Source organism: Streptomyces smyrnaeus, from assembly GCF_017676345.1.
Taxonomy (GTDB): domain Bacteria; phylum Actinomycetota; class Actinomycetes; order Streptomycetales; family Streptomycetaceae; genus Streptomyces; species Streptomyces smyrnaeus.
Genome location: NZ_JAFFZM010000001.1, coordinates 86,872 through 108,346, shown reverse-complemented (window position 1 = coordinate 108,346; position 21,475 = coordinate 86,872). Strand labels below are relative to the sequence as shown.

The window sequence follows — 21,475 nt, the reverse complement described above, 5'->3', positions numbered from 1 at the left end:
GGTTCATGTCGCAGCCGTCCTGCGAGGGAGACGAACCGGGTGCCTCGACGGCTGACTCACCCTTGTTCAGCCGTCCGAGCCGTCCGAGCCGTCCGAGCCGTCCGAGCCGTCCGAGCCGTCCGAGTCGGCAGGGCGACGTGCCGCCCGGCCGCCGGAGAGGCAGTGGTCGCGGTGCGCCGGAACTCGCTCGGGTTGGCCCCTCGTACCCGTTTGAACGCCGCGCTGAACCCGAACGGGTCCGCGTAACCCACGGTGCGGGCGATGTCCGCGACGGTCGCGCTCTCCCGCTCGACCAGGAGGTCCGCCGCGAGCGTCATACGCCAGCGGGTGAGGTAGGTCAGCGGCGGTTCGCCCACCAGGTCGGTGAACCGCTTGGCCAGCGTCGAACGGGACACCCCGGTGCGCTCGGCCAGCGAGGCGACCGTCCATGGCGCAGCCGGTTCGGCGTGCAGCAGGCGCAGCGCGTCGCCGACCACCGGATCCCGCTGGGCGGCCCACCAGGCCGGGGGCCCGCCGCCGGGCCGGTCGAACCACTCGCGCAGCGTGCAGACCAGCATCCAGTCCAACAGCCGGTCGAGCACCACCTGCTGGCCAGGTGTGTCGACGCCGACCTCGGCGGCGAGGTGGTCCAGCACGGCGTCGGCCGTCCCCCCGGCGTCCACCCGCAGCACGACGGGCAGCGCGTCCAGCAGTCGGCGGCTGATCTCGCCGCGCACCGGATAGGCGCCGACGATCAGCGTCGTCGCACCGTGATCATGGCCGTCCCCGGCGTCGCCGTGGTCGGCCCAGCCGCGCCGGTGCCGGGTCCCGCCCTGTTCGGGAGTCGCACAGTGCTCGCCGCACGCGATCGGTTCGGCACGGGTGCCGACCTCGTCGACGAAGGTGAACGTCGCGGGGCCGCGCACCACGATCGTCTCGCGGGCGCGAAGCGGCTCGGGCGGGCGGTGCTCCGGCACGATCCAGCCGGCTCCGGTGAGGACGGTGCACAGGGTCAGCGGCGCGCCGTCCACGAAGTGCAGTGCCCAGGGCGGGGAGAGGGTCGAACTGCCGAACAACGAGCCGTGGGCCCGCACCCCGCGGATCAGATCACTGAACACGTCCACCTCAGCGAGGTTAGACGAATACGCAGGCGATCCGGCTTCTCACCTATGGGTTCGTCCTGGTCGGCCGTGTTCAATCGGTGTCGCGAACTGTCGATGTCACGAACAACGGCAATCCCGCAGCGGGAGCCCGGCCGACCTCGGGAACGCTTCCCGTGCGACGGCCTCGGCACCCTTCCCCTCGCCTACCGGAAAGGCTGTGATGAGTACCGGCACCGATGCGCTGACCACCCAGGACCTCGCATTCCTGCGACGCCCCCTGCACGGCTTCCTGACCGTGGCCGCCGGGCCACTGCCCCCACAGCCCCGACCGGTGTGGTTCGAGGCCACCGACGAGGGGACGATCCAGCTGTTCACGGCCCCGGACTCGCTCAAGGTGCGGCGACTGCGCCGCGACCCCCGCGCCTCGATCGTCGTCGCCGCCCCGGTGGGTGAGCGCGAGCGCTGGCTGTCGATCGCCGGCCGGGTCACGGTGGAACCCGACGGAGCACACGAGCTGTGCGCCCGGCTGGCCGCCCGCTACTGGAACCTCGACGATCCGGCCCGCGCCGACGACCTCGCCGGGATGCTGGCCGCGGACCAGGTCCGTCTCGTCCTCCACCCGGAGGCCGTGAGCCGCTACATGAACTGACCCCCGCGACCATCCCTTCGGCCGGGCGGGCAGGGGCGAGCCCCGTCGGAAGGCGGGAATCCGACGGTGGACGTCCCCCAGCACATTCCGCGTCGCCATGCGGAAGGTCTCGGCCTGGTGGCTACCGAGGAAGGGGTGTGTCCGAACACCTCCAGGACGACGCGGCCGTGCACATGGCCCCACGCGCTCATGAGGAGGGCGACAGCGGGCAGCGGCAGGGTTCCCAGGCCGTCCGGCGGCAGATTCTCCGCCGCGTGCCCGCCTCCGTCGACCGGGAGGCGGGCATGCGGACTTGCCGGCGCCGGGTGCCCTGCCGGTCGGCTCAGGAGTGGTCGCCCCACTCCAGCCGGTCGGCCAGTCCGGCAGCGCTGAAGGCGGCTGCCAGCTCGTCGCGGCCCTCGGTGAAGTGCGCCCAGCTGTTGTAGTGGACGGGAACGACGCGGCGGGCGCCGAGGATCCGGGCGGCCTCGGCGGCCTGGGAGCTGTCGAGAACGATCAGGGCGCCGGAGAAGAGTTCGTCGAAGCGGGGGGCGCCGGCGAAGAGGATCGCGGTGTCGACGGGGCCGAACCGCTCGGCGATCTCCCGGACCAGGTCCAGGGAGGCGTTGTCGCCGCTGATGTAGACGGTGGGCAGGTCCTCCGCGGTGAGGACGAAACCGACGACCTGTCCGGTGACCGCCTCGACCTCCTCGCGCGTGCCGGGGCCGTGCAGGGCGGGGACGCCGGTCACGGTCACCGTGCCGCCGTCGGGACGGCTGAGTTCGACGGACTCCCAGTCGGCCAGCCCCTTGGCCTTCTCCCCGAGGCGCTGTCCGCCGCCGGGGGTGGTGAGGGTGAGCGGGACGTCGGCGAGCAGGACGCGGCCGGAGGTGTCGAGGTTGTCGGGGTGCTCGTCGTGCGAGAGCAGAACCACATCGACCGGGCCGAGGTCGGCCGGGGTGGTGGTGGAGGGGGCGGTCTTGACCAGGCCGCGGCCGGTCGTCGGGTAGTCGCCCGGGTCGTCGAAGGTCGGGTCGGTCAAAAAGCGCAGGCCGCCGTAGTCGAAGACGGCGGTCGGGCCGCCGAGGGCCCGGACCGGGAACCGGTCGGTCGTCACGGGAGCAGAAGACACAGGAAACCTCACGGATAGATGTGGTTGAACCGTGAGATCGAAGGTAGATGCTTCTCATGGATATGCGCAACCCGTACCATGAGAGTCATGAAGGAGGTCCCGATGGCAGAGCCCGCTCCGCCCCCCGTCCAGGGCGAGGAGGAGCACCCCTCCCTCGCGCTCGCCAACAGCACGATCGCGATGCCGGGCGGACGTACGGTCGACCTCCTGGGAACGCCCGCCCAGGCGAACCGCTGGCTGACCGAGCGGGGTCTCGCTCCGGTCGACGTCGCCATGCAGGAGATGTGTGCGACGCAACTGCGCTCGCTGCGCGAACAGATCAGGTCGCTGTTCGCCTCCCGCGCCGCCGGACTCCCCGCCCTCCCCGCGGCCGTCGCCGCCATCAACGACGCGATGACCCGCGTCCCCACGGCCCCACTGCTGCACTGGGACGAGAAGACCGGCCCCTACCGCGCCACCCCCCACCCCACCACCGCCATCGTCGACCACGCCCTGGCGACCCTCGCCGCCGACGCCGCCGACCTGCTCACCGGCCCCGACGCCGAACGCCTCACCGCCTGCGGCTCCCCGCCCTGCAACCGCTATCTGCTCCGCCACGGTCGCCGCCACTGGTGCTCCACCCGCTGCGGAGACCGCGCCCGTGCCGCCCGCGCCTACGCCCGCCGCACCCGACCCGGAACGGATTGACCCCGGGCGGTTCGAGCGGGAACCGCTGCCGGAACCGACCGGGACCGGCCCCACGGTCGTCGGCCGTCGGCGCAGCGGCCACAATGGAGCGCGTGGCGATCGGAGCGGGCGATTTCGAGTTGACCTTGGACGAACTGCGGGTCGTGGCCCGCTACGCGGTCGAGAGTGCGCAGGAGGTCCTCGCGATCTTCGAGGCTGCTCACCCTGAAGACACCCGGCCCCGCACTGCAGTGGAAGCCGCATGGACCTTCGCGAACGGCGCTCCACGCACCAAGCTGCAGCGCGTCGCCTCGCTGGACGCGCACCGCGCGGCGAAAGCCGCGGACAGCGAGGCCGCCAGGCACGCCGCGCGCGCTGCGGGCGACGCGGCCTCCGCCGCGTATCTGCACCCTCTCGCGAAGGCCACCCAGGTCGGCCACATCCTGCGCGCGACCGCGAGCGCGGCGCGGGCGGCCGAGCTGCGTGCGGGTGACGACCCGGCCGTCGGTGACGCGCTGATCCAGCAAGCGCGGCAGCGTGCCACGCCCGTGCTGATCGACGTTCTCGGCCGCTATCCCCTCGCGCCCACCGGTAGGAGCCGCGCCGCGCACCTCATGAAGGCCCTGGACAGCTCACTGCGCACGCCGTAGCGCAGCCCCTTCTGCGAGGTATGGGCGGCGACATGGCGGTCCTACGGGTGGCTGATTGCCCGTCGGCAGTCAGTCCGTGCGGTCGGCGCGGCGGCGCCGGGCGTGGGCCTGCACCTTCGCCCGGTTGCCGCAGGAGGACATGGTGCACCAACGGCGCCGCCCACGGGGGTTGAGGAACAGCCAGCCGCAGTCGTGACCCGGGCAGGCGTCGATCCGGGGGCGGTCGGAGGCGGTCAGCAGGGCGGCTGCTGAGCGCGCGACGGCCAAAAGGGGCAGTGCGAGGCCGGAGTGGTCGGACAGCTCCCAGCGGGCCGTCGGCGCATCGGCCGGCCCACCGATGCCGGGGGATTCCACCGGTGGCGCGGGGACGAGACGGGCGGCGCCCGCCGCCCGTTCGGCGTGCGCCGCGACGGTGGCGAAGGCGGAGCGGTCGGCCCCGCCGGCGCCGTCGAGCAGCACCGCGTAGAGCGCCGAACGCAGTTCGCGGGCCTGGCCGAGAACCTCGGTGGCCGCGCCGCGGCTGCGTCCCGCGCGGCGTCGCAGCCGCTCGCACGCGTCGCCTGTCACCAGTCCGGCATGCATGGCCCAGACCGCGAAGTGGTCGTAGTCGGGCAGCCACTCCCGTCGGGGGTCGGCCGGCTCCCCCCAACCCGCCCATGTGTTGCAGAAGTCCAAGGCCGGATGCCCTGCGACACACCTCGGCATACGACAGCCGGCGACCTCTTCCCAGTGCACTGCTCCACCGTACTTGACCGTCTACCGAACTAACCAGTTCCATATCTGCAAGTGGTTAGTCGGATGGAGGAGGTCCCCGTGCGCCCACGCCTTGTCCCGGTCGCGATGGCCGTCGTCTGCGCCGTCCTGGGGGCGGCCGTACCCGCCTCGGCACGCGATGCCACGGCTCCATCGGCCACGGCCGCCGAGCTGCCGGGCCCCATCGAGGACTACTTCGACCTCTCCGACTTCGCCCCCGAACCATGGCGGCCCTTCCGGTCGGAGGACACCACGCTGCCCGGCGGCACCTATTGCTCCTTCGACCTGCACCTTCGCGTCGTCGAGGACGAGGAGATGGTCCGCGTCGACTCCCGGTACCCCGACGGCTCCGTCCACATCAACGAGTACAAGGGCAAGCTCATCGTGGACTTCGTCAACGCCGACACCGGCGCCACGGTCCGGCGCGACCTGTCCGGGAGCGGCGCGGAGGAGTTCCGCCCCGACGGCACCCGCAAGACCCTCGGTGGTGTCGGACCGTTCGGAGTGCGCTTCAAGGCCACCGATGCCTACCCCGCCGGCTACTACGTCGTCGACGGGATCCACGTGACGACCTGGGACACCGCCGGTCGGCGGCACATGCCCCTGGCCATCGGCTCCGAGGAGAACATCTGCGAGACCCTCGCCTGACCGCGGGGAGGGCCGAACCGTCAGGAGGAGCCGAGGGACAGCGGCCCGGCGGCGGCATCAGTCGTCGCCGCCGCTGTCGGTACGTTGTCCGCCGGCGTCGGACGCCACCTTCGAGAGCAGCGGCGCGATCGTCAGGATTAGGGCCAGCCCGGTGAGCAGGCCGTACAACGGTGCCCCCGGGCGGGAGATGCCGGACGTGATGAGCAGCGTGGTGGCGGCGGCCGGCGGATGGTGGGCGTCGAGCACATGCAGCAGAAGCAGAGTCAGTCCCACGGCCAGGGCCTGGGCGCCGATCTGACGGACGGTGTCGTAGTGCTGGGTGGCGATCGACGGGTGGTTCCACAGGCCGAAGGCAGCGAGGCAGGCGAGGCCCACCGCCACCGCCGAGGCGTGCCCCAGCACGGCACTGCGCAGCCGTGCGCGCACATGGTTCGGATGGGCCAGCAGCAGATAGGCCGTCGGGCCGAGCGTGGTGGTCAGCGTGATCCAGCCGATGAGCCGGCCGATGGCGCCGACGCCCGCGAGCAGCAGGGCGGACAGGCACAGCAGACGGGCACCGGCCACCAGCCGCGCTCTCATACCGTCGTGACCCGACGGGCCCTGGGGCCGGTCGACTGCGCCGCCGACCATCGGATGCTCCGCCGCTCGGTCGCCGCTGTGGAAATGCCTGAGAAAGAGCGTTCGGCCATCAGGCGTGCTCCTCACCATGGCTCGACCCGCCGACACAGCTACTCCACCACAACCCCGTCCGGCGCTCCGCGCTCACTGAAGGCCGCCATCCGGGCGAATGCACTGCTTGGCGAAGAGGTCTCCGGCGTAGCCGTTCACGGACGTCCGCACCCGGCCGGGTCCGGCCCGGCCCGGTCAGGGCGACGTTCCGAAATCGCCTCGCCCCTGCTCGCCCCGCCCGGTACGGTCCCGAGGTGTTCTCGCTGCGGGGAGCCACGAGATCCGGGCGGCCACCCCGGCAGTTCCGACGCCGAGAGTAGGTTTCGCCCATGGCATGCCGTATCAGTGAGCTCGTGCTCGAATGCCACGACCCCGAGAGGCTGGCGCGGTTCTGGTGCGAGGTCCTCGACTTCGTCGTGCTCGATCGTGAGGACGACGACATCGAGATAGGGCCGCGCGAAGGGTTCGGCGGTCCGCAAGCGACGATCATCCTCAGCCGCAACGACGAGCCGAGGAACGGGAAGCCCCGGCTGCACATCGACGTCAACGCCACCGACCGCGACCAGGACGCCGAGCTCGAACGTCTGCTGGCCGCCGGGGCCGAACCCGCCGACGTCGGTCAGACCGGGGAAGAGCCCTGGCACGTACTCGCCGACCCCGAGGGCAACGAGTTCTGCCTGCTCAAGGCCCGCATCGCCCCGCTCTGACGACCCGCGTCGGAAACGAGCGCCGTAGCCCGGAGCCGTGCGTGCGGTGAGGGTGCGTCGGGCTACGACCGCGCGCTGCTGCGGGACCGGTACGACCGTGTGGTGCGACGCCGAACGGGTAGTATCCCCGGGCCCCACACCTGTTCCCGCCCCCTCACCGCTGCATCGCCATGCTGAACCTCCGCCATCTGACCACCGGGCCCCACCCCATACTGCGCTTTCCGCGACCGGCCCCGGACCTAGCGGCACGGGCGACGGCGCAGCACGCGGGCGACGTGCAGCTGGACGATATGCACGCGGGCGATGTGCATGTGGACGACGTGGTGGTGTGCGACGCGCGCTGGCGGCTGCCGACGGACACCCCCCGGGCGCGAGCGGGGCTGGCCGTACTGCCCACCGGCCCACAGTGCGCGGGGCCGGAGCGCGCCGGGACGGCGCTGAGGGAACTCGTCCGCGCGGGAGTGGTCGCGGTGGCGCTCGCGCCCTCTGCCTCCGCGGTGGCCGCTGCCTCGGTGGCGCCCTCCGCCGAGGCGGCTGCCCGGGCGGCCGGGGTGCCGGTACTGGTTCCGGCGGGGCCCTGGGACGCCGACGAGATCCTGACCCGGGTGCTGCGAAGGCAACTGACGGTCGAGCGGGACGACGCACGCGGCACAGCACGGCTGCTGACACTCTCCGCGTCCCTGGTGGAGCAGGCCGAGGGCCCCGCGCGGCTGCTGCGGGAGGTGGCCGCCCGCACCGGCGGCCCCGTGACACTGGTCGAACCGGGGCAGCCCGAGTGGGACCGGCTGGCCGCCGAGCAGCCATGGGCGCTGGAGGAGGTGCGGAACGGACGGGTACGGACGGCCGCCGTGCCGTTCGGCGATCAGGGACTGGTGCTGCACGCGGTCGGACGCGACCGGCCGCACCAGGTGCTGGCCGCGCTCCGGCGCGGGGGCTGGCCACCCCACCTGCGCCGGCTGCTGGCCCACACGGCGGGGCAGGTGGCGCTGCTGGACTGTTCGGTGCGGCACCGCCGGGACCGCGAAGTGCTGCGTACCGCGCTGCGCGGCGTCCGGGTGTCGGTGCTGCAGTACCTGATGCTCGGGAACTGGGAGGGCGCGGTACGGGTCGCCGAACCGCTGGCTCGGCTGGGCGCCGCCGAGTACGGCGTGGGCGAAGTGCTGGCCGCCGCACGCGGTGTGGTGGCGGTGGTGCAGCGCGCGCCCGGAGAGGACCGTACGGGGACCGCCGCCGCCTGCGAGGAGGCGATGGGCGACGGAGGTCTGGTGGTCCCGTGCCCGGCGGATCCACGGCACGTCATCGTGGTGGCCCCGCAGAGCCCGGACGGCAGGGCACCGTTGGCTCTGCTGCGCCCGGTGGTGGAACAGGCGCCCGGACGGCTCGCCGGTGTCTCCGGGCCACGTCCGTGGTCGCAGGCCGCCTTGGCCTACGGCGCCGCGATACGGGCGCTGACGGCCGCCGAGAGCGATCCGGAGGGAATAGCCCGGGATTTCGGCGAGTCCTCGCTCCTGGTGTCCCTGTCCCCGCGGGCCCGCTCGTGGGCCCACCAGCTCTGCGTGGGGCTCCGGAAGCTCACGGAGGAACAGCGGTCACAGGCGGTGCCGACTGCCCGCCGCACGCTGTCGTACGGGGCGCTGCGCGCCGGTCGGCTGCTCGGTGTGGACCGCACCACCGCCAACAAGCGGCTCAGGCTGGTGCTGGGCGCGCTGGGACTGGACCACCGGCAGGTCGCGCACCGCGCGGTGGCGGACCTCGCCTTCCAGCTCGCCGACCTGCCGGTGCCGCCCGACCAACTACCGGAGGCACCGCCGACGCTGCGGGCGCTGTTGCGGGAGGCCCCGGTCGTGGACTGGGCGACGCGCGAGCTGGCCGTGCTGGATCAGGCGGGCGACGCCTCGCGGCTGCTGGCCACCTGGCTCGCGCACAACTGCCGTGCCGGTGCGACGGCCGCGGCGCTGGGGATGCATCGGAACACCCTCGCGGCCCGGCTGTCGGCGCTGGGTGCGCGGTTGAGGCTGCCGTTGGGGGAGCAGGGAGCCGCCCCGTACCAGATGCTGTGGCTGCTGGTGGCCGCCGGACAGGTCCCGGTGACCGCCGTGCCGGACCCGGTGGCGCCGGGGGATTGACCGGCGGCCTGGAACGGGCGCCTCAGATGCACAGTCGACCGCCTCGGATGCATGAGGCACGGCGGCGACCGGCGTGCGTACGATCCCGGCGTTCGACCGCACCGGCGGGAAGAGCGACGGAACGGACGGGAGCAACCGCGCCCGTTCAAGGGTGTTGAAGCATGCCGCGGCGATCGGTGTGACTTTCCAGCGGGGGACGCCGGGTCCAGGCGAGCTGCCGGGTGATCGGGCCGACGTACGGGGAGCCCGGCGTCGGCACGCTCACCGCTCCCCGGCGCCCGAGGAGCCGTCATCTCCCCTGCCCCGGCGCCCGGCGCGCAGCTGCCGACGCCGGGTGCGGTCGGCCCGACCCATCCACACCGCACCCTCGTGCGGAGAACCAGGAGTCATCGAGTGCGCACCTTCCTGCGCCGAGCCGCGGTCACCGCGACCTGCCTCGGCACCCTCGCCGGCGCGGCGGTCGTCACGGCCTCCCCGGCCATGGCGGCGTCCTGCAACACCACCACCAAGTCCGTGGACGACCGTGGGTACACCGGTCCGTGGCCGGACAACTGGATTCTGAAGTCGACCATGTGCTCGTACCGGTCCGGCGGCTACATCTACAGCTACGCCAAGCTGAGCTGGGACATGCCCGACGCCCATGGGAGCGCGCCCTACCTGACCTTCGACGCCGCGAAGTTCCGGGTCTACCTCAAGAAGAGCGTCTCCGGTGCGACGGACCCGGTCCGCGCCCACCGCGACTTCGGTATCGAAGGCAGATTGGAGAACGGCGACGGCTCCTACACCACTCCGACCTTCCGGCACGCCATCTCTCGATACGCCCTCGGCGACGGCGCCTGGAAGCTGAACTGGAACAACGACGGCGACGGCTACATCCACTACGCGGTCACCGCCTCGCCCCGGGTCTGACCCGGGCCACCCCCGGCCGCGTTGCCGTGCCTCACGGGGGGACGCGGCAACGCGGTCGACCGGAGGGCCTGATCGTCACGCCGCCGGGCCGGTGAGTTTGGCGGCCACGGCGTCGAGGACCCAGTCCAGGCCGGTCGCGAAGGATGTCTCGGCGTCCACGTCCGTGCCGTCGTACACGGCCTGGGCCAGCGCCGGGAAGCGGCCCGTGGCCAGCATCTTCGTCACATGCGGGCCGGAGGCGCGCTGCCAGTCGCGCTTGGACAGACCCGTGGCCCGCTCGGCCCGCAGGTTCGCGATCTCGCGTCTGATCGCGCCGGTGAAGTAGGCACTGACGGTCTCCACGGCGCGCATGACGGTGTCGAGGTCGGCGAGGCCGACGAGGGGGGCCAGCGTGGCCTCGGTCATGGCGAGGCCGTTCGGTCCCAGCGTCGGCCGGCCGCCGAGGAGGTCGGCCAGCCATTCATGGCGGAGAGCGGCCTGCCTGGTGCGGTGGGCGAGCACGCGCAGCGCCTCCCGCCAGTCACCGGGCTGCTCCTGGGGGAGGATCTCGCCTTGGACCTCGTCCACCATGAGGTCGAACAGCTCCTCCTTGGAGGAGATGTACCCGTAAAGCCGCATCGGGCCGGCGCCCAGCCGGGCGGCGACCTTGCGCAACGACACCGCCTCCAGCCCGCCCTCGTCGGCCAGCGCGACGGCGGCGGCAACGATCCGCTCCCGGTCGAGCGGTACGGGGCGAGGCGGCGGCTCCGGCCGGTCCCACACAGTCATGGTCACACCGTACTGTCGCGATCATCGTCGTGCCGATACAGTGTATCGCCATGAGCCACCGTATCGCCGTTGTCGGGAGCGGTCCCGCCGGCCTCACCTTCGCCCGCGTCCTGCAGCGCCACGGTCACCCCGTCACCGTCCTCGAACGCGATCCCGCCCCCGACGCCCGCCCCCCGGGCGGCACGCTGGACCTGCACGAAGGGCTGGGACAGCGCGCGCTGGACAAGGCGGGGCTGCTCGCGGAGTTCCAGGCGCTGTCCCGTCCCGAGGGGCAGGCCGTGCGCATCCTGGACACGGACGGGACCGTCCTGCGCGACTGGCAGCCCCGTCCGGACGACCGGGCCAACCCCGAGATCGACCGCGGGCAACTCCGCGACCTGCTGCTCGGCCCGCTCGACGTCCGATGGGGGCGGGACGTGGCGGAGGTGGTGCCGGGGGACCGGGACGGCGTACTCGTCCGTTTCACGGACGGGCGGCAGGAGACGTTCGACCTGGTGATCGGTGCGGACGGCGCCTGGTCCCGAGTCCGCCCGGCAGTCTCGTCGGTGACACCGCACTACACCGGCGTCACCTTGATCGAGACCTCACTGGACGACGTCGACACCCGACACCCCGACCTCGCCCGGTTGGTCGGCGACGGTTCCGTGGCCGTGTACGGCGTCAACCGCGCCCTCGTCGCCCAGCGCAACAGCGGAGGCCACGTCAAGGTGTACGCCCAGTTCCGCGCGCCGCTGGACTGGCACACGAACCTGGACCTGTCCGACGTCGAGGCCGTGCGATCGAGCCTGTCGGCCCTGTTCGACGGTTGGGCCGCTCCCGTCCTCGAACTCCTCCGCCATGGCACGGCTTTCGTCCCCCGCCCCCTCCACGTACTGCCCGTGTCCCACACCTGGGCCCACGTCCCCGGGGTGACGCTGTTGGGCGACGCCGCCCATCTGATGCCCCCCTTGGGAGCGGGCGCGAACCTCGCGATGCTGGAAGGCGCCGAGCTCGCCGAGTCCATCGCCGCCGTCTCCGGCTCCGGGGAACTGGACGAGGTCGTCCGCGTCTTCGAGGAACAGATGTGGGCGCGGGCGGGCAGGTGGGCGAAGCATACGACGGCCGGTCTGGAACGCCTCGTGAGCGCGGACCCCGCCGAAGCCCTCGCCCTCTTCGACGAAGTCCAGCCGTCCTGACTGCCGGACGTCCGGTGCCGTGGAACTCGGCGCCCCGGTGCGGCAGTCGGCCCCGGCCCTGCCCGGACACCACAACACCCGTACGACGAAACGGAAGGTGGACCGTCAGCTTACCGGCGACCCCTCAGGAAAGATCGGGGTCCGCCCCCGCGCTGCCGCCGTCGGTCGGCGTGGTGAGAGCCGCCAACCTGGTCAGTCTTTCGGAAGTGACCTCGTCCATCGGCGTCATCACGATCATCCGGTTGCCTGTGCCTTCGACATTTGTGGAGACGAAGTTCAGCCGCAGGAGCCCCATGAGCGGACTGTTCAGGCGTTTGATTTCGTAGTGGTGCAGCAGGATGTCATGCCGATTCCACAACTGTGCGAATTCTTCGGATCTCTCTCGTAGGTCGTTGATCAACGTCGAGGCCTTCGATTCCTCCACGTCGGCCCCGACGACGGCACGCATCCTCGCGACCATCCTGGCTGCGACGATGTCGTCATCGACGTAGCGGCTACGCCAGTCGGGATCCGTGAAGAACTGCATCGCGCAATTTCGTTCGCCCGGCGGAATCCGGTCCATGTCGGTGAAGAGAAAACGATAGGCGCGGTTATAGGCCACCACGTCGTACAAGGGCGTCTGCAGACAAGCGGGATACGGATCAAGCTTGTCCAGGACGGGCTGGAACGTGTCCGACAGCGCGGGGTCACTCTCGGCGGGTTCGGCCGACGGCATCCGCACGCCTGCCAGCAGCTGCAGATGTCGCTTCTCGGCGTCATTCAATTTCAGTGCTCGACCGACAGCTACCAGCACTTGCGTGCTGACGTTGATCGGCCTGCCTTGTTCGAGCCAGGTGTACCAGGTGACACCGACTCCGGCGAGCACCGCCACCTCCTCGCGTCTGAGGCCCGGCGTCCTGCGGCGCGCGGTGGGAGGAAGGCCCACCTGCTCGGGGCTCAGCCGCTCACGTCGGGTGCGCAGAAAGTCCCCGAGGTCACGGCGGGCGGCGGGCGACCTGGTGTCCGTCATGCCGCCATCCTGCTCGGTATCCGAACCGAGAGCCAGGTTCTGCCAGTACCCCCATAAATGGGCTCTTGGTACCCGGATGGCACCTGTCCTGAGGATGGGCACGTGACCACAGCATCCAACCCCCGCATCCATCCCTCCCTCCGCCCGCCCGTGCACGACGCACCCCGAACGCTGGGCACGGCCGGTCTGCTGACCGCGCTGTCGGCCCTGCTGCTCTCCGTCGTGAGTTTCGCCGCCACAGGCATCGCCGTGCCTGACATCGGCGCCTCGCTGCACGCCTCAGCAGCCGAGCAGTCGCTGGTTGTCTCCGCCTACTCCGTGGGCTTCGCCGTGCCGATGGTGATCGGCGGCCGCCTCGGCGACCTGTACGGACGGCGCCGGCTCTTCCTGCTCGGCATGGCCGGTTTCACGGTGTTCTCACTGCTGGCAACCATCGCCCCGAACATCACCGTCCTGATCGCCGCTCGCGCGCTCACCGGCATCTCGGCTGCGGCGATGGTGCCCCAGGTGCTGGCGACGATCACCGCATCGACCGAGGGGCGTGAACGCGCCAGAGCCGTGGCCCTGTTCGGGGCCACCGCGGGTGGTGCCACGGCCGTCGGCCAGGTGCTCGGCGGTCTTCTGCTGTCCGCACCCCTGCTCGGCGCTCCCTGGCGCACGGTCTTCGCGGTGAGCGTCGTCCTGGGCGCCCTCGCCTTCCTCGCGGCGCTGCGCTGGATGCCGCGGACGAGCTCACCCGGCCGGCGCTCGCTCGATCTGACCGGCACGGCACTGCTGGGGCTCTCCCTTCTCGCCCTGCTGGTCCCGCTGTCCCAGGGAGCCTCTCTGGGGTGGCCGGCATGGTGCTGGATGTTGCTGGCCGGCGCCCCCCTGCTGTTCGCTGCGTTCTGGGCACGGCAGGTCAGGCTGCACCGCGTCGACCGCGTTCCCCTGGTCCCCCCGCCCTTGTTCCGGCTGAGGTCCTACCGGCTCGGCCTGGTGATGGCACTCATGCTCCAGTCCTCGTTCGGCGCTTTCACCTTCCTCTACGCGCTCTCCACACAGACCGGACTGGGCTGGTCCCCGATGCGCGCCGCACTGGTCCTGCTCCCTTTCGCCTCCTGCTTTTTCATCGTGTCGATCTGGTCGGGGAAACTGGCTCCCCGCTTCGGCTTCCGGCGGCTGCTGACGATCGGCGGAGTCGTGCAGGCGGCGCTGCTGGGGATCACCGCCGCCTCGGTGTTCGGCCAGGGTCCCGACCTGAACCCGTGGTCCCTCGCTGCCCTGCTGGTCGGCGTCGGGACCGGCCAGGCACTGATGTTCGGGCCGCTGGTCGGGGCGATGATCGCTGACGTCCCGCCAACCACCGCAGGAGCGGCCTCAGGGGTGCTCAACACCGCGCAGCAGGCCGCGATGGGACTCGGTGTGGCGGTGGCCGGCGGACTACTGGGCACCATGATGGGCACTTCGCCGACAGCAGGCGGCCAGGGCTACACGACGGCGCTCGCGGTCTGCATGATCGTGCAGGCGGGGTTCGCGATCACGTTCGCCCTCTGCGCCCTCGCCCTGCCTCGACGCTGACCTGACGAACCTCACCGCAGCCGCCCGAGGGAACGGCTCGACGTCCGCCGCCGACTCGGTGGACTCGCACTTACGTCGGCGGCGCCGTCGAGCCGGTCACGCAGATCCCAGGGGTGCGCCCAGCTTCGGTTCGAGGGTCTCCCGTCGCGCCGTGCCCCACTCCCACATGCTGCGTACCACCGGCTCCAGGGCCCGGCCCTGGCTGGTCAGCACATAGCGGACCCGGGGAGGCCAGCCGGGGGTGCGGTTGCGCTCGACGACTCCCGCACCGGTCAACTGGGCCAGCCGCTCGGAGAGGACCTTGTCCGAGAGGGCGGGCAGGGCAGCGGACAGCTCGGAGTATGTGGCCTGGCCGCGGAGTAGGAACTCGCGCAGTACCAGCGGCGTCCATCGGCCGCGCAGCGTGGCGAGGGTGATGTCGACGGGGCAGCGCGGCTCATGGTCCGGTGGCACGAGGGCGCTGTCCGGACAGTCCGCCAGCGGGCCCTCCTGATCGTACGCCACTGCGTGTCCAACCGTTTGGTGAGTCACGAAGGCCCCTCCTAACGTCCCGTCGTGAACAGCCCACCGATCCACCTCCAGGGGGCCTTGTGCGTATCCACCACCTCAACTGCGGTTCTCTCCGGAAGATTCCACTGCTCGACGAGGAGCTCACGGCAGCCGCCCCGGACCGCGAACTGGCCGCTGTCTGCCATTGCCTGCTCATCGAGACGGACTCGGACGGGCTGGTACTGGTCGACACCGGCCTCGGTACCGCAGACCTGCGGCACCCTGAACGATCACTGGGCGCGGACTGGGTGGCATACGCCCAGCCCGTGCTGGACCCCGAGGAGAGCGCGCTGCGCCAGGTGGCCCGCCTCGGCCACGCGCCGCAGGACGTACGGCACATCGTGCTCACCCACCTGCACCGCGATCACACGGGAGGGCTGCCGGACTTCCCCCACGCTCGGGTGCATGTGCACCCCGACGAATATCGGGCCGTCACCGACCCCGCGGCAGCGCACCACCGGCACAGTCTCGACCACTTCATGCCGGCCCACCGGGCACACGACCCGCTGCTGACGCCCGCGCATGTGGACGCGGACGTGCGTTCGGAGTGGTTCGGCTTCCCCGGCGTGGCGCGTCCGCAGGGGCTGGAGTGCGAGCTGCTGCTGGTGCCGCTGCCCGGCCACTCGGCGGGACATGCGGGCGTCGCTGTGCGCGACGATGAAGGAAGGTGGCTGCTGCACGGAGGCGATGCGTACATGTACCACGGCGAGCTCGAGCACACCCCGGCCCTCTCCCACCCCGTCCTCGATCCGGTTCAGCAGGGAGCGCAGACCGATGCCGCGGCTCGCCTCGGGACCCGCGACCGACTGCGCGACCGTGCGGACGCGGTGACCGTTATCAGCGCACACGACCCCTGGGAGTTCGCCCGCCTCACCGCCCCCAGGGGCTAGGCACTGTTGGTCCCGCCGTAGTGGTTGCGGCGGGACGGGACCGCCTTGCCGCCGATGAGGTGATCAGGTCGCCGGTCACCTGCTCGCCCGGACAGGCCTCAGAAGCTGTCCGGGCGAGCAGCCGACTACGCCTTGTGGGCGAGGAGCTGAACCTCTTGGAACTGCCGCCGGTCGGTGGGCTTCGGCTGGATCACCGTGCGGGTTGCCTCGGTCAATCCGTGGTCATGAAGGAGCGCGGAGAGACGGTCCGGGGACCAGCGGTAGGCCGTGGCCACCGCATGGTCGTAGGCCTGCGTCTCGTGGTGCGGGCCGTCGGTGGCGGGGAAGCCGATCAACAGGTGCCCGCCCGGAGCCAGGACCCGGGCGATCTCGGCCACGACGGCGGGAACGTCCTGCGGCGGGGTATGGATGATGGACCACCGCGAGAGCACCCCGCCCAGCGCGCCGTCCGCGATGTCCAGCGCGGCCATCGAACCGACCTCGAACCGGAGTCCGGGAGCCGCCTCGCGAGCGAGCTCGACCATCGCGGGGGAGGCGTCGACACCGAAGGCATGCAGACCCAAGCCGTGCAAGTGAGCGGTGACGTACCCCGGCCCGCAGCCGAGGTCCGCCACCTCGCCGTCCCCGTCCGCCCGCACCAGTTCGGCGAAGGCGCTCAGGAGGGCGCGTTCCACGGGACGGTCGCGCAGGGAGTCGTGGAACATCTGCGCATAGGTGGGTGCGATGGCGTCGTAGGACTCACGGGTGGCACGCAAGGTCTGAAGATCGGTCACCCGGAGACCGTAGCGGGACGAGGGTGCATACGCTGCAAGAACGTTCGACGCCGGGCCGCCTCTTGCCGGGCACCTCTGTGGGCCGGCCTCTTCGGTTGCCCGGGATCAGAGGCGAACAGATCATGGCGAGATGACAGACCGCCCCTCTCCCGCACCGCCAACCGTGGTGCGACTCACGGAGTACACGAAGACCGAGCAGAGCGAGATCCTCGGCGACAGCGCCGATCCCTTCGGCGTCGCAGACGCCGGATTGACCTGGTTGCCCAAGGAAGAGCATTTCGGCATCAGACAGAACGGCCGCCTCGTCGCACACGCCGGTCTACTGCGGCTACCCGTATCGATCGGCGGAGTCGGCACACAGGTGGTGGGTGTCGGCGGGGTGGCTGTCGCGCCTGAGCTGCGCGGGCAGGGACTGGCCCGGTCGGTCGTATCGGCGGCCGTGGACCACGCACGGACGATGGGGCCACTGCACGGAATCCTCTTCTGCCGGTCGTCCCTCGTCCCGCTCTACCAGCGACTCGGCTGGCGCACGCTGGAGCAGGACGTCCACGTCGAACAACCCGAAGGACCCGTGGTCATGCCGCTGCGGACCATGTGGACGCCATTGCGCGACGGAGCGAGTTGGCCCACTGGCGAGGTCCGCCTGCTCTCACTCCCCATGTGATCGATTGCTTCGGTGAGTGCCGGGCGTCTCGTCGGTCTTCGGCAAGGAGACGGCCCTCACGACTCGTTCCCCGGCCTCGGCCGTGCGGCGGTTCGCGTCGCCGGAGGGCGAGGCGGGCGGAGCCGAGGCGCGGGGGAGGCCGGAGACGAGGCCTGGAGGGCCGAGGCATTGTCTCCAGGCGCCAGCCGTTGCGGGGTCACCGCTGCGGCAGGGGGTCACTGCGAAGAGCCGTTCTGCGTTCCCGTACCGGGGGCGTGTCCGGCGAGCCACTGCGTGAGGTCTTCGGCATGGCGCAGTTCGTCTGCGACGCGCCCGCGTTCGGCATCGGTGAGCTGGATCTGCTCCAGCTCACCGGCCCACGCGGGGATGCGGTGTTGTTCGTTCAAGGCGGTGGCGAGTTCGATGAGGGTGGCCAGAGCCAAGGCCCGGTCGAGGGCCGGGGCGCTGTCGCCGTGCCGGCGCAGGGCAGAGGAGAGGGTCCGGAAGGCGGCCCGGTCGTCGTTCTTGAACTCGCGGAAGATGCGGGCGTTGTCGAGCGCCCGGGCCAGACCCTGAAGCTCCTTGGAGCCGCCGTATTCCAGTTCGGCCGGCTCGTCGCGCTGGATGAAGATGAGCGAGTTGCCGGAGGGGTCGATGAGGGTGAACCGCGTTTGGCCGGGGCGGAAGCGGGTGAGGCGCGGGAGTCCTTTGGCCAGGACCTTGCCGTAGCCGGCGCGCATGGCCCGGGTGAAGGCGGCATGGTAGGGGGCGACCTCGTCCACCAGGACCAGACAGCCGCCGCCGTCCTGCCTGGCCGGATCGTGGCCCTGGGGCGGTCTGCCGAAATGGACGGCGAAACCGCTCCACTCCAGGGCGAGGTAGAGGTACGGACGGGTCTGCTTGTGGACGACCCGGAACCCGAGCGCCTGGTAGAACGCCAGTGTCTCCTCTGCGTCGGCGCAGGGCAGCACCGGCACCGTCGTCTCGTTCGCCCGTATCGCCGTCTGCGTCAACAGTCCTCCACCTCATCGCGTCCCGGGCACCCCGGAACAAGCCTTGGTCGCTCGGACGTGGGTCCTCGACGAGCGAGCACCGGACCGGCTCTCGACGGTACGACTCGCGATCCCAGCTAGTCAAACTTGAATAGCTACATGAGCGGCATCGCGGGTCGCCGGTGCAGGGCTCCAACTCGCCGCACATCCACGTGGCCGGCAGAGCCCGGTCGCCGGCGCTCTCGCCGTCGGCTCGCGTCCGCCTGCCACGATCCGGTCGATGGCGTGGGTGCTCTCCTCGGCACGGCCACGATCGTTCTCGCGCTGGTTGCACCGACGCTGTTCGTCGACGCGGGCGCGACGTCGCTGCTCCCTTGGCTGGCAACGGCAGCGGCATGTGTGATGGCCGTGCTGTTCGTCGTCCGTGGCCGGTATGCCCACCAGCCGCTGCTGGACCTGAAACTCGTGGCTCGCCCACTGGTGTCGAGCGGCCTGGCGTTCAAGGGCGCATCGGGCCTCGCGATATCCGGCATGGGCTACCTCGTCACTCTGCAGCTTCAGCTCGATTGGGGCTGGAAGCCCGCTACTGCGGCGGCGGGAATGCTGCCGCAGGTGGTGGTGCTCATCGTCGGCGGTGCACTGATCGGTCCGCTGATCAGGCGGGTCGGCCTCGACAAGGCCGCTTGGCTCGGCGCCGTGACCGTTGTATGCGGGCTCGCCGTCTACGGACTGCTGGGTCGCTGCGGGTACGTGTGGATCGCTCTCGCGCTCGTGCTCGTCGCCTCCGGAATGCGGGTCGTGGGTGTCGTCGCGGGAACCAACGTGATGCGTGGCCTACCGGCCAACCGCACCACCATCGGAGCCGCGATGGTTGACACCGTCGGCGAAGTCGCCACGGGGGTCGGCATCGCCGTCTGCGGGACCATCCTCGCAGCGCTCTTCACCGGCAGCATTGCCACGTCAAGCTGGAGCACCGACCAGACCACAGAGTTCCGCGAGGCGGTCACCACGGCCGGCCTCGCCCTCACGGCCCTGGCTGCGGCACTCGTGGGATGGGGCATCGCCCGAGCCCGACGCGGCACGGACAGCGCAGCGGGGCCGATTCGGATAATGACTGGCGCGGGGCTCCGTCGGGCCTCGTGACGCCGGCAGGAGGGACAGTGGGCTTGCCCGCCGCGAAGCAGATCACGTCCTCGCGAGACCGTCGTCGTCCTCGTCCAGGTCGGGCGCGTCCGGGTTGTGCAGCGGACACGGGGCGCCGACGGCCGGGACGGCAGCTGTGAAGCTGTAGCGGCCGAGCAGATTCAGGTTGCGGTGCTTGAGCTGGGAGAGGCGGGCGATGTCCTCGTCTCGGAGCTCGTGCCCTCGGCCTGGAGCTGGGCGACAGCGGCATCGATGTACTTCGTGGTCCACAGCGCGATGGCGTTGAGGGGCAGGCCGAGCGCGCCGAACTGGTCCTCCATGGCGGCGCGGTCGGCTTTTCCTTCCCGCCCATCGATCAGCGGGACGCCGCCCCCGCCCTTGAGCCCCCACCCGCCATGTCCGCTGCTTCGCGACCATGCTCACCGGCCTCCAAGCTGAGCGACTGCCTGACTGGCTTGAAGCCGTCCGCCAGGACGACAGTCCCGCCTCCACGCCCTCGCCGCCAGTACCGAGTCCTGGAAGCGCTGTCGGCGCTGTGACCTGCGGGTTTCCATGCTTGGCGCCCGTCTGCCTGAACCGTAAAACCAAGTCAAGGCTTATCCGTGCGGGCCTTCTTCTCTATGTTTGAGGCCACCGACCCAGTCCCCTGAGAGGAATGCGGTATGAGGAAGAATATCGGCGAGTTGGCAACCCGGTGCCTGCGGCGTTTTGAATCGTGTGACTTCACGTGTACGGAAACGGCCACCGCGTGGCACAACGACGGCAAGGGAGACCAGACGATCGACGAAAAGCCGGAACAGCTCGAACCCCTTGCCGACGAGGTCGATCCGCTGCGGTTCTACATCACACGCCAATTCCGCGGTGCGAACGGGGTAATTCAGCAGCAGGTACTTCGTTCGAAGACGTCGGACGGATCGCGGAGCGATTGCCACGCCGCGATGTACTTCCGGTTCGATGGGCATCTCATCGACCGCATGGAGGAGTACGCCTATGAGATGCCGTCGGCATGAGAGAGGGCAGAATCTCCGTACCCGGGGGCAAGGTGTGGTACCGCAGGATGGGCGGCGGAGGTGCACCGTTGCTGCTCGTCCACGGAGGGCCGGGATACCCGAGTGACCCGCTGTTCGACGCGTTCGCGCCGCTCGCCCAAGAACGCGAGGTCGTCTGGTACGACCAACTCGGCGTAGGACGTTCGGACCCCATCGACGACATCTCACTGCTGACGGTGGACCGTTTCCTCGACGAACTCGGCGCGGTCTGCGAGGCGCTCGGCCTGAAGCGTCCGCACGTCTACGGCCACTCATGGGGAGCGATGCTCGGCCTCCAGTACGCCGCCGAGCGCGCACCGGAATGGACCAGTCTCATCTGCGCCAACGGCCTGGCGAGCGTCCCCCGGTTCGAGCAGGAGGTCCGGCATCTCATGGCGGAACTGCCGGGCGACGTGCTCGACCGCACCTACGGCCGGGAGCTGAGAGGCGAGACAGATGATCCCGATTATTGGACGGCCCGAGAGGAATACATGCGCGCGTGCGTGCCGCGTACCTCTTCCGTGAGCCTGGACCCGGAACTCATGAGCTTGACAACGTTCCGGACTATGATCGGCCACGCGGACTATCACGTGACCGGCACCCTCAAGGACTGGGACATCTTCGACGCGCTTGAGCGGATCCAGGTCCCGACACTTGTTCTCGGCGGTGAGTTCGACGAATGCGTCCCCGCGCATCTCGCCGACATCGCCGAAACGATTCCGGATTCCGAACACGTGACGCAGCCCGGCGCAGCACATATGGGATACCTGGAGGAGAAGCCTCTTCGCGACGCGTACGTCTCCCTCATTCGAGACTACATGGCCCGCGTCGAAGCCCGCACATGCCCGAACGAACCCGCAAGGCGGTCGGCATCGGCGCCCGTTGCCGGAGCCCGTGCATTGCAGCGTGACGATGGGTCCGGCGCGCACCGTTCGGCCCCCGTTGCCGCTGCCGAGACTGAGAGCGCGTGACCGT

24 protein-coding genes and 1 pseudogene are annotated in these 21,475 nt (G+C 70.7%); 14 read left to right on the top strand and 11 right to left on the bottom strand.

The features are described from left to right. Positions 1–56: 56 nt before the first annotated feature. Entirely contained in the window at positions 57–1,103 is a 1,047-nt protein-coding gene (locus JW613_RS00515; RefSeq protein WP_307865732.1) for an AraC family transcriptional regulator, read from the bottom strand. 199 nt (positions 1,104–1,302) lie between these two features. Between JW613_RS00515 and JW613_RS00510 the strand changes: the two genes are divergently transcribed. Next, positions 1,303–1,731, top strand: coding sequence for a pyridoxamine 5'-phosphate oxidase family protein (locus JW613_RS00510; RefSeq protein ID WP_209208694.1), 429 nt, complete (start codon positions 1,303–1,305; stop codon positions 1,729–1,731). Positions 1,732–2,053: 322 nt separating this feature from the next. Here the strand turns inward: JW613_RS00510 and JW613_RS00505 are convergent, their stop codons facing one another. Further along, positions 2,054–2,827, bottom strand: coding sequence for an MBL fold metallo-hydrolase (locus JW613_RS00505; protein ID WP_372447874.1), 774 nt, complete (start codon positions 2,825–2,827; stop codon positions 2,054–2,056). Between the two features lie 102 nt (positions 2,828–2,929). Here JW613_RS00505 and JW613_RS00500 point away from each other — a divergent pair, with 102 nt between their 5' ends. Continuing rightward, positions 2,930–3,529 carry a CGNR zinc finger domain-containing protein gene (locus JW613_RS00500; protein ID WP_099885568.1) on the top strand — a complete coding sequence of 200 codons (600 nt, stop codon included), beginning with the start codon at positions 2,930–2,932 and terminating at the stop codon, positions 3,527–3,529. Between the two features lie 92 nt (positions 3,530–3,621). After that, on the top strand, positions 3,622–4,158 hold the full coding sequence (locus JW613_RS00495; protein ID WP_359232215.1) for a putative immunity protein: 537 nt from the start codon (positions 3,622–3,624) through the stop codon (positions 4,156–4,158). Between the two features lie 69 nt (positions 4,159–4,227). Here the strand turns inward: JW613_RS00495 and JW613_RS00490 are convergent, their stop codons facing one another. Beyond that, on the bottom strand, positions 4,228–4,833 hold the full coding sequence (locus JW613_RS00490; protein WP_209208691.1) for a CGNR zinc finger domain-containing protein: 606 nt from the start codon (positions 4,831–4,833) through the stop codon (positions 4,228–4,230). Positions 4,834–4,971: 138 nt separating this feature from the next. Here JW613_RS00490 and JW613_RS00485 point away from each other — a divergent pair, with 138 nt between their 5' ends. Beyond that, a complete protein-coding gene (locus JW613_RS00485; RefSeq protein ID WP_209208690.1) occupies positions 4,972–5,559 on the top strand; it encodes a hypothetical protein in 588 nt (195 codons plus the stop codon). 57 nt (positions 5,560–5,616) lie between these two features. Here the strand turns inward: JW613_RS00485 and JW613_RS00480 are convergent, their stop codons facing one another. Then, complete coding sequence (locus JW613_RS00480; RefSeq protein ID WP_245224744.1) at positions 5,617–6,189, bottom strand: HPP family protein; 573 nt, start codon at positions 6,187–6,189, stop codon at positions 5,617–5,619. Between the two features lie 368 nt (positions 6,190–6,557). Between JW613_RS00480 and JW613_RS00475 the strand changes: the two genes are divergently transcribed. Both JW613_RS00475 and JW613_RS00470 read left to right on the top strand, forming a co-directional pair. Then, positions 6,558–6,935: a VOC family protein gene (locus JW613_RS00475; RefSeq protein WP_209208689.1), complete on the top strand. Its 378-nt coding sequence runs from the start codon at positions 6,558–6,560 to the stop codon at positions 6,933–6,935. Positions 6,936–7,105: 170 nt separating this feature from the next. Beyond that, positions 7,106–9,061: a helix-turn-helix domain-containing protein gene (locus JW613_RS00470; protein WP_209208688.1), complete on the top strand. Its 1,956-nt coding sequence runs from the start codon at positions 7,106–7,108 to the stop codon at positions 9,059–9,061. A 261-nt stretch (positions 9,062–9,322) separates the two neighbouring features. Here the strand turns inward: JW613_RS00470 and JW613_RS36245 are convergent, their stop codons facing one another. After that, positions 9,323–9,451: a hypothetical protein gene (locus JW613_RS36245; RefSeq protein ID WP_280635079.1), complete on the bottom strand. Its 129-nt coding sequence runs from the start codon at positions 9,449–9,451 to the stop codon at positions 9,323–9,325. A 3-nt stretch (positions 9,452–9,454) separates the two neighbouring features. Between JW613_RS36245 and JW613_RS00465 the strand changes: the two genes are divergently transcribed. After that, entirely contained in the window at positions 9,455–9,970 is a 516-nt protein-coding gene (locus JW613_RS00465) for a hypothetical protein (RefSeq protein WP_209208687.1), read from the top strand. 75 nt (positions 9,971–10,045) lie between these two features. Here the strand turns inward: JW613_RS00465 and JW613_RS00460 are convergent, their stop codons facing one another. Next, positions 10,046–10,738, bottom strand: a complete 693-nt coding sequence (locus JW613_RS00460; protein ID WP_209208686.1) for a TetR/AcrR family transcriptional regulator — start codon at positions 10,736–10,738, stop codon at positions 10,046–10,048. Between the two features lie 50 nt (positions 10,739–10,788). On the opposite strand from JW613_RS00460, the gene JW613_RS00455 reads away from it, so the two are divergent. Beyond that, entirely contained in the window at positions 10,789–11,913 is a 1,125-nt protein-coding gene (locus JW613_RS00455; RefSeq protein ID WP_209208685.1) for an FAD-dependent oxidoreductase, read from the top strand. Between the two features lie 124 nt (positions 11,914–12,037). On the opposite strand, the gene JW613_RS00450 is transcribed toward JW613_RS00455, so the two are convergent. Further along, positions 12,038–12,922, bottom strand: coding sequence for a helix-turn-helix transcriptional regulator (locus JW613_RS00450; protein ID WP_209208684.1), 885 nt, complete (start codon positions 12,920–12,922; stop codon positions 12,038–12,040). 102 nt (positions 12,923–13,024) lie between these two features. On the opposite strand from JW613_RS00450, the gene JW613_RS00445 reads away from it, so the two are divergent. Next, positions 13,025–14,482 (top strand): MFS transporter, encoded by a 1,458-nt coding sequence (locus JW613_RS00445; protein WP_209208683.1) that lies wholly within the window; start codon positions 13,025–13,027, stop codon positions 14,480–14,482. A gap of 96 nt (positions 14,483–14,578) precedes the next feature. Here the strand turns inward: JW613_RS00445 and JW613_RS00440 are convergent, their stop codons facing one another. Continuing rightward, positions 14,579–14,986, bottom strand: a complete 408-nt coding sequence (locus tag JW613_RS00440; RefSeq protein ID WP_307865730.1) for a winged helix-turn-helix transcriptional regulator — start codon at positions 14,984–14,986, stop codon at positions 14,579–14,581. 86 nt (positions 14,987–15,072) lie between these two features. Between JW613_RS00440 and JW613_RS00435 the strand changes: the two genes are divergently transcribed. Next, the gene (locus JW613_RS00435) at positions 15,073–15,921 is read left to right on the top strand and encodes an MBL fold metallo-hydrolase (RefSeq protein WP_209208681.1); all 849 of its coding nucleotides are present in this window, start codon (positions 15,073–15,075) and stop codon (positions 15,919–15,921) included. Positions 15,922–16,046: 125 nt separating this feature from the next. Here the strand turns inward: JW613_RS00435 and JW613_RS00430 are convergent, their stop codons facing one another. Then, on the bottom strand, positions 16,047–16,694 hold the full coding sequence (locus JW613_RS00430) for a class I SAM-dependent DNA methyltransferase (protein WP_307865729.1): 648 nt from the start codon (positions 16,692–16,694) through the stop codon (positions 16,047–16,049). 130 nt (positions 16,695–16,824) lie between these two features. On the opposite strand from JW613_RS00430, the gene JW613_RS00425 reads away from it, so the two are divergent. Then, positions 16,825–17,358 carry a GNAT family N-acetyltransferase gene (locus tag JW613_RS00425; RefSeq protein WP_209208680.1) on the top strand — a complete coding sequence of 178 codons (534 nt, stop codon included), beginning with the start codon at positions 16,825–16,827 and terminating at the stop codon, positions 17,356–17,358. 215 nt (positions 17,359–17,573) lie between these two features. Here the strand turns inward: JW613_RS00425 and JW613_RS00420 are convergent, their stop codons facing one another. Continuing rightward, a complete protein-coding gene (locus JW613_RS00420; RefSeq protein WP_245224740.1) occupies positions 17,574–18,350 on the bottom strand; it encodes a DUF8817 family protein in 777 nt (258 codons plus the stop codon). 264 nt (positions 18,351–18,614) lie between these two features. Between JW613_RS00420 and JW613_RS00415 the strand changes: the two genes are divergently transcribed. Beyond that, on the top strand, positions 18,615–19,472 hold the full coding sequence (locus JW613_RS00415) for an MFS transporter (RefSeq protein WP_209208679.1): 858 nt from the start codon (positions 18,615–18,617) through the stop codon (positions 19,470–19,472). 42 nt (positions 19,473–19,514) lie between these two features. On the opposite strand, the pseudogene JW613_RS35520 reads toward JW613_RS00415, so the two are convergent. Further along, positions 19,515–19,810, bottom strand: a pseudogene (locus tag JW613_RS35520) (Tn3 family transposase); the annotation flags it as partial. A 324-nt stretch (positions 19,811–20,134) separates the two neighbouring features. Here JW613_RS35520 and JW613_RS00405 point away from each other — a divergent pair. Together JW613_RS00405 and JW613_RS00400 are read left to right on the top strand one after the other, a co-directional pair. Next, positions 20,135–20,482, top strand: a complete 348-nt coding sequence (locus JW613_RS00405; RefSeq protein ID WP_209208677.1) for a nuclear transport factor 2 family protein — start codon at positions 20,135–20,137, stop codon at positions 20,480–20,482. After that, the gene (locus tag JW613_RS00400; RefSeq protein WP_209208676.1) at positions 20,479–21,471 is read left to right on the top strand and encodes a proline iminopeptidase-family hydrolase; all 993 of its coding nucleotides are present in this window, start codon (positions 20,479–20,481) and stop codon (positions 21,469–21,471) included. Before JW613_RS00405 ends, JW613_RS00400 begins: the two co-directional genes overlap by 4 nt. Positions 21,472–21,475: the final 4 nt, after the last annotated feature.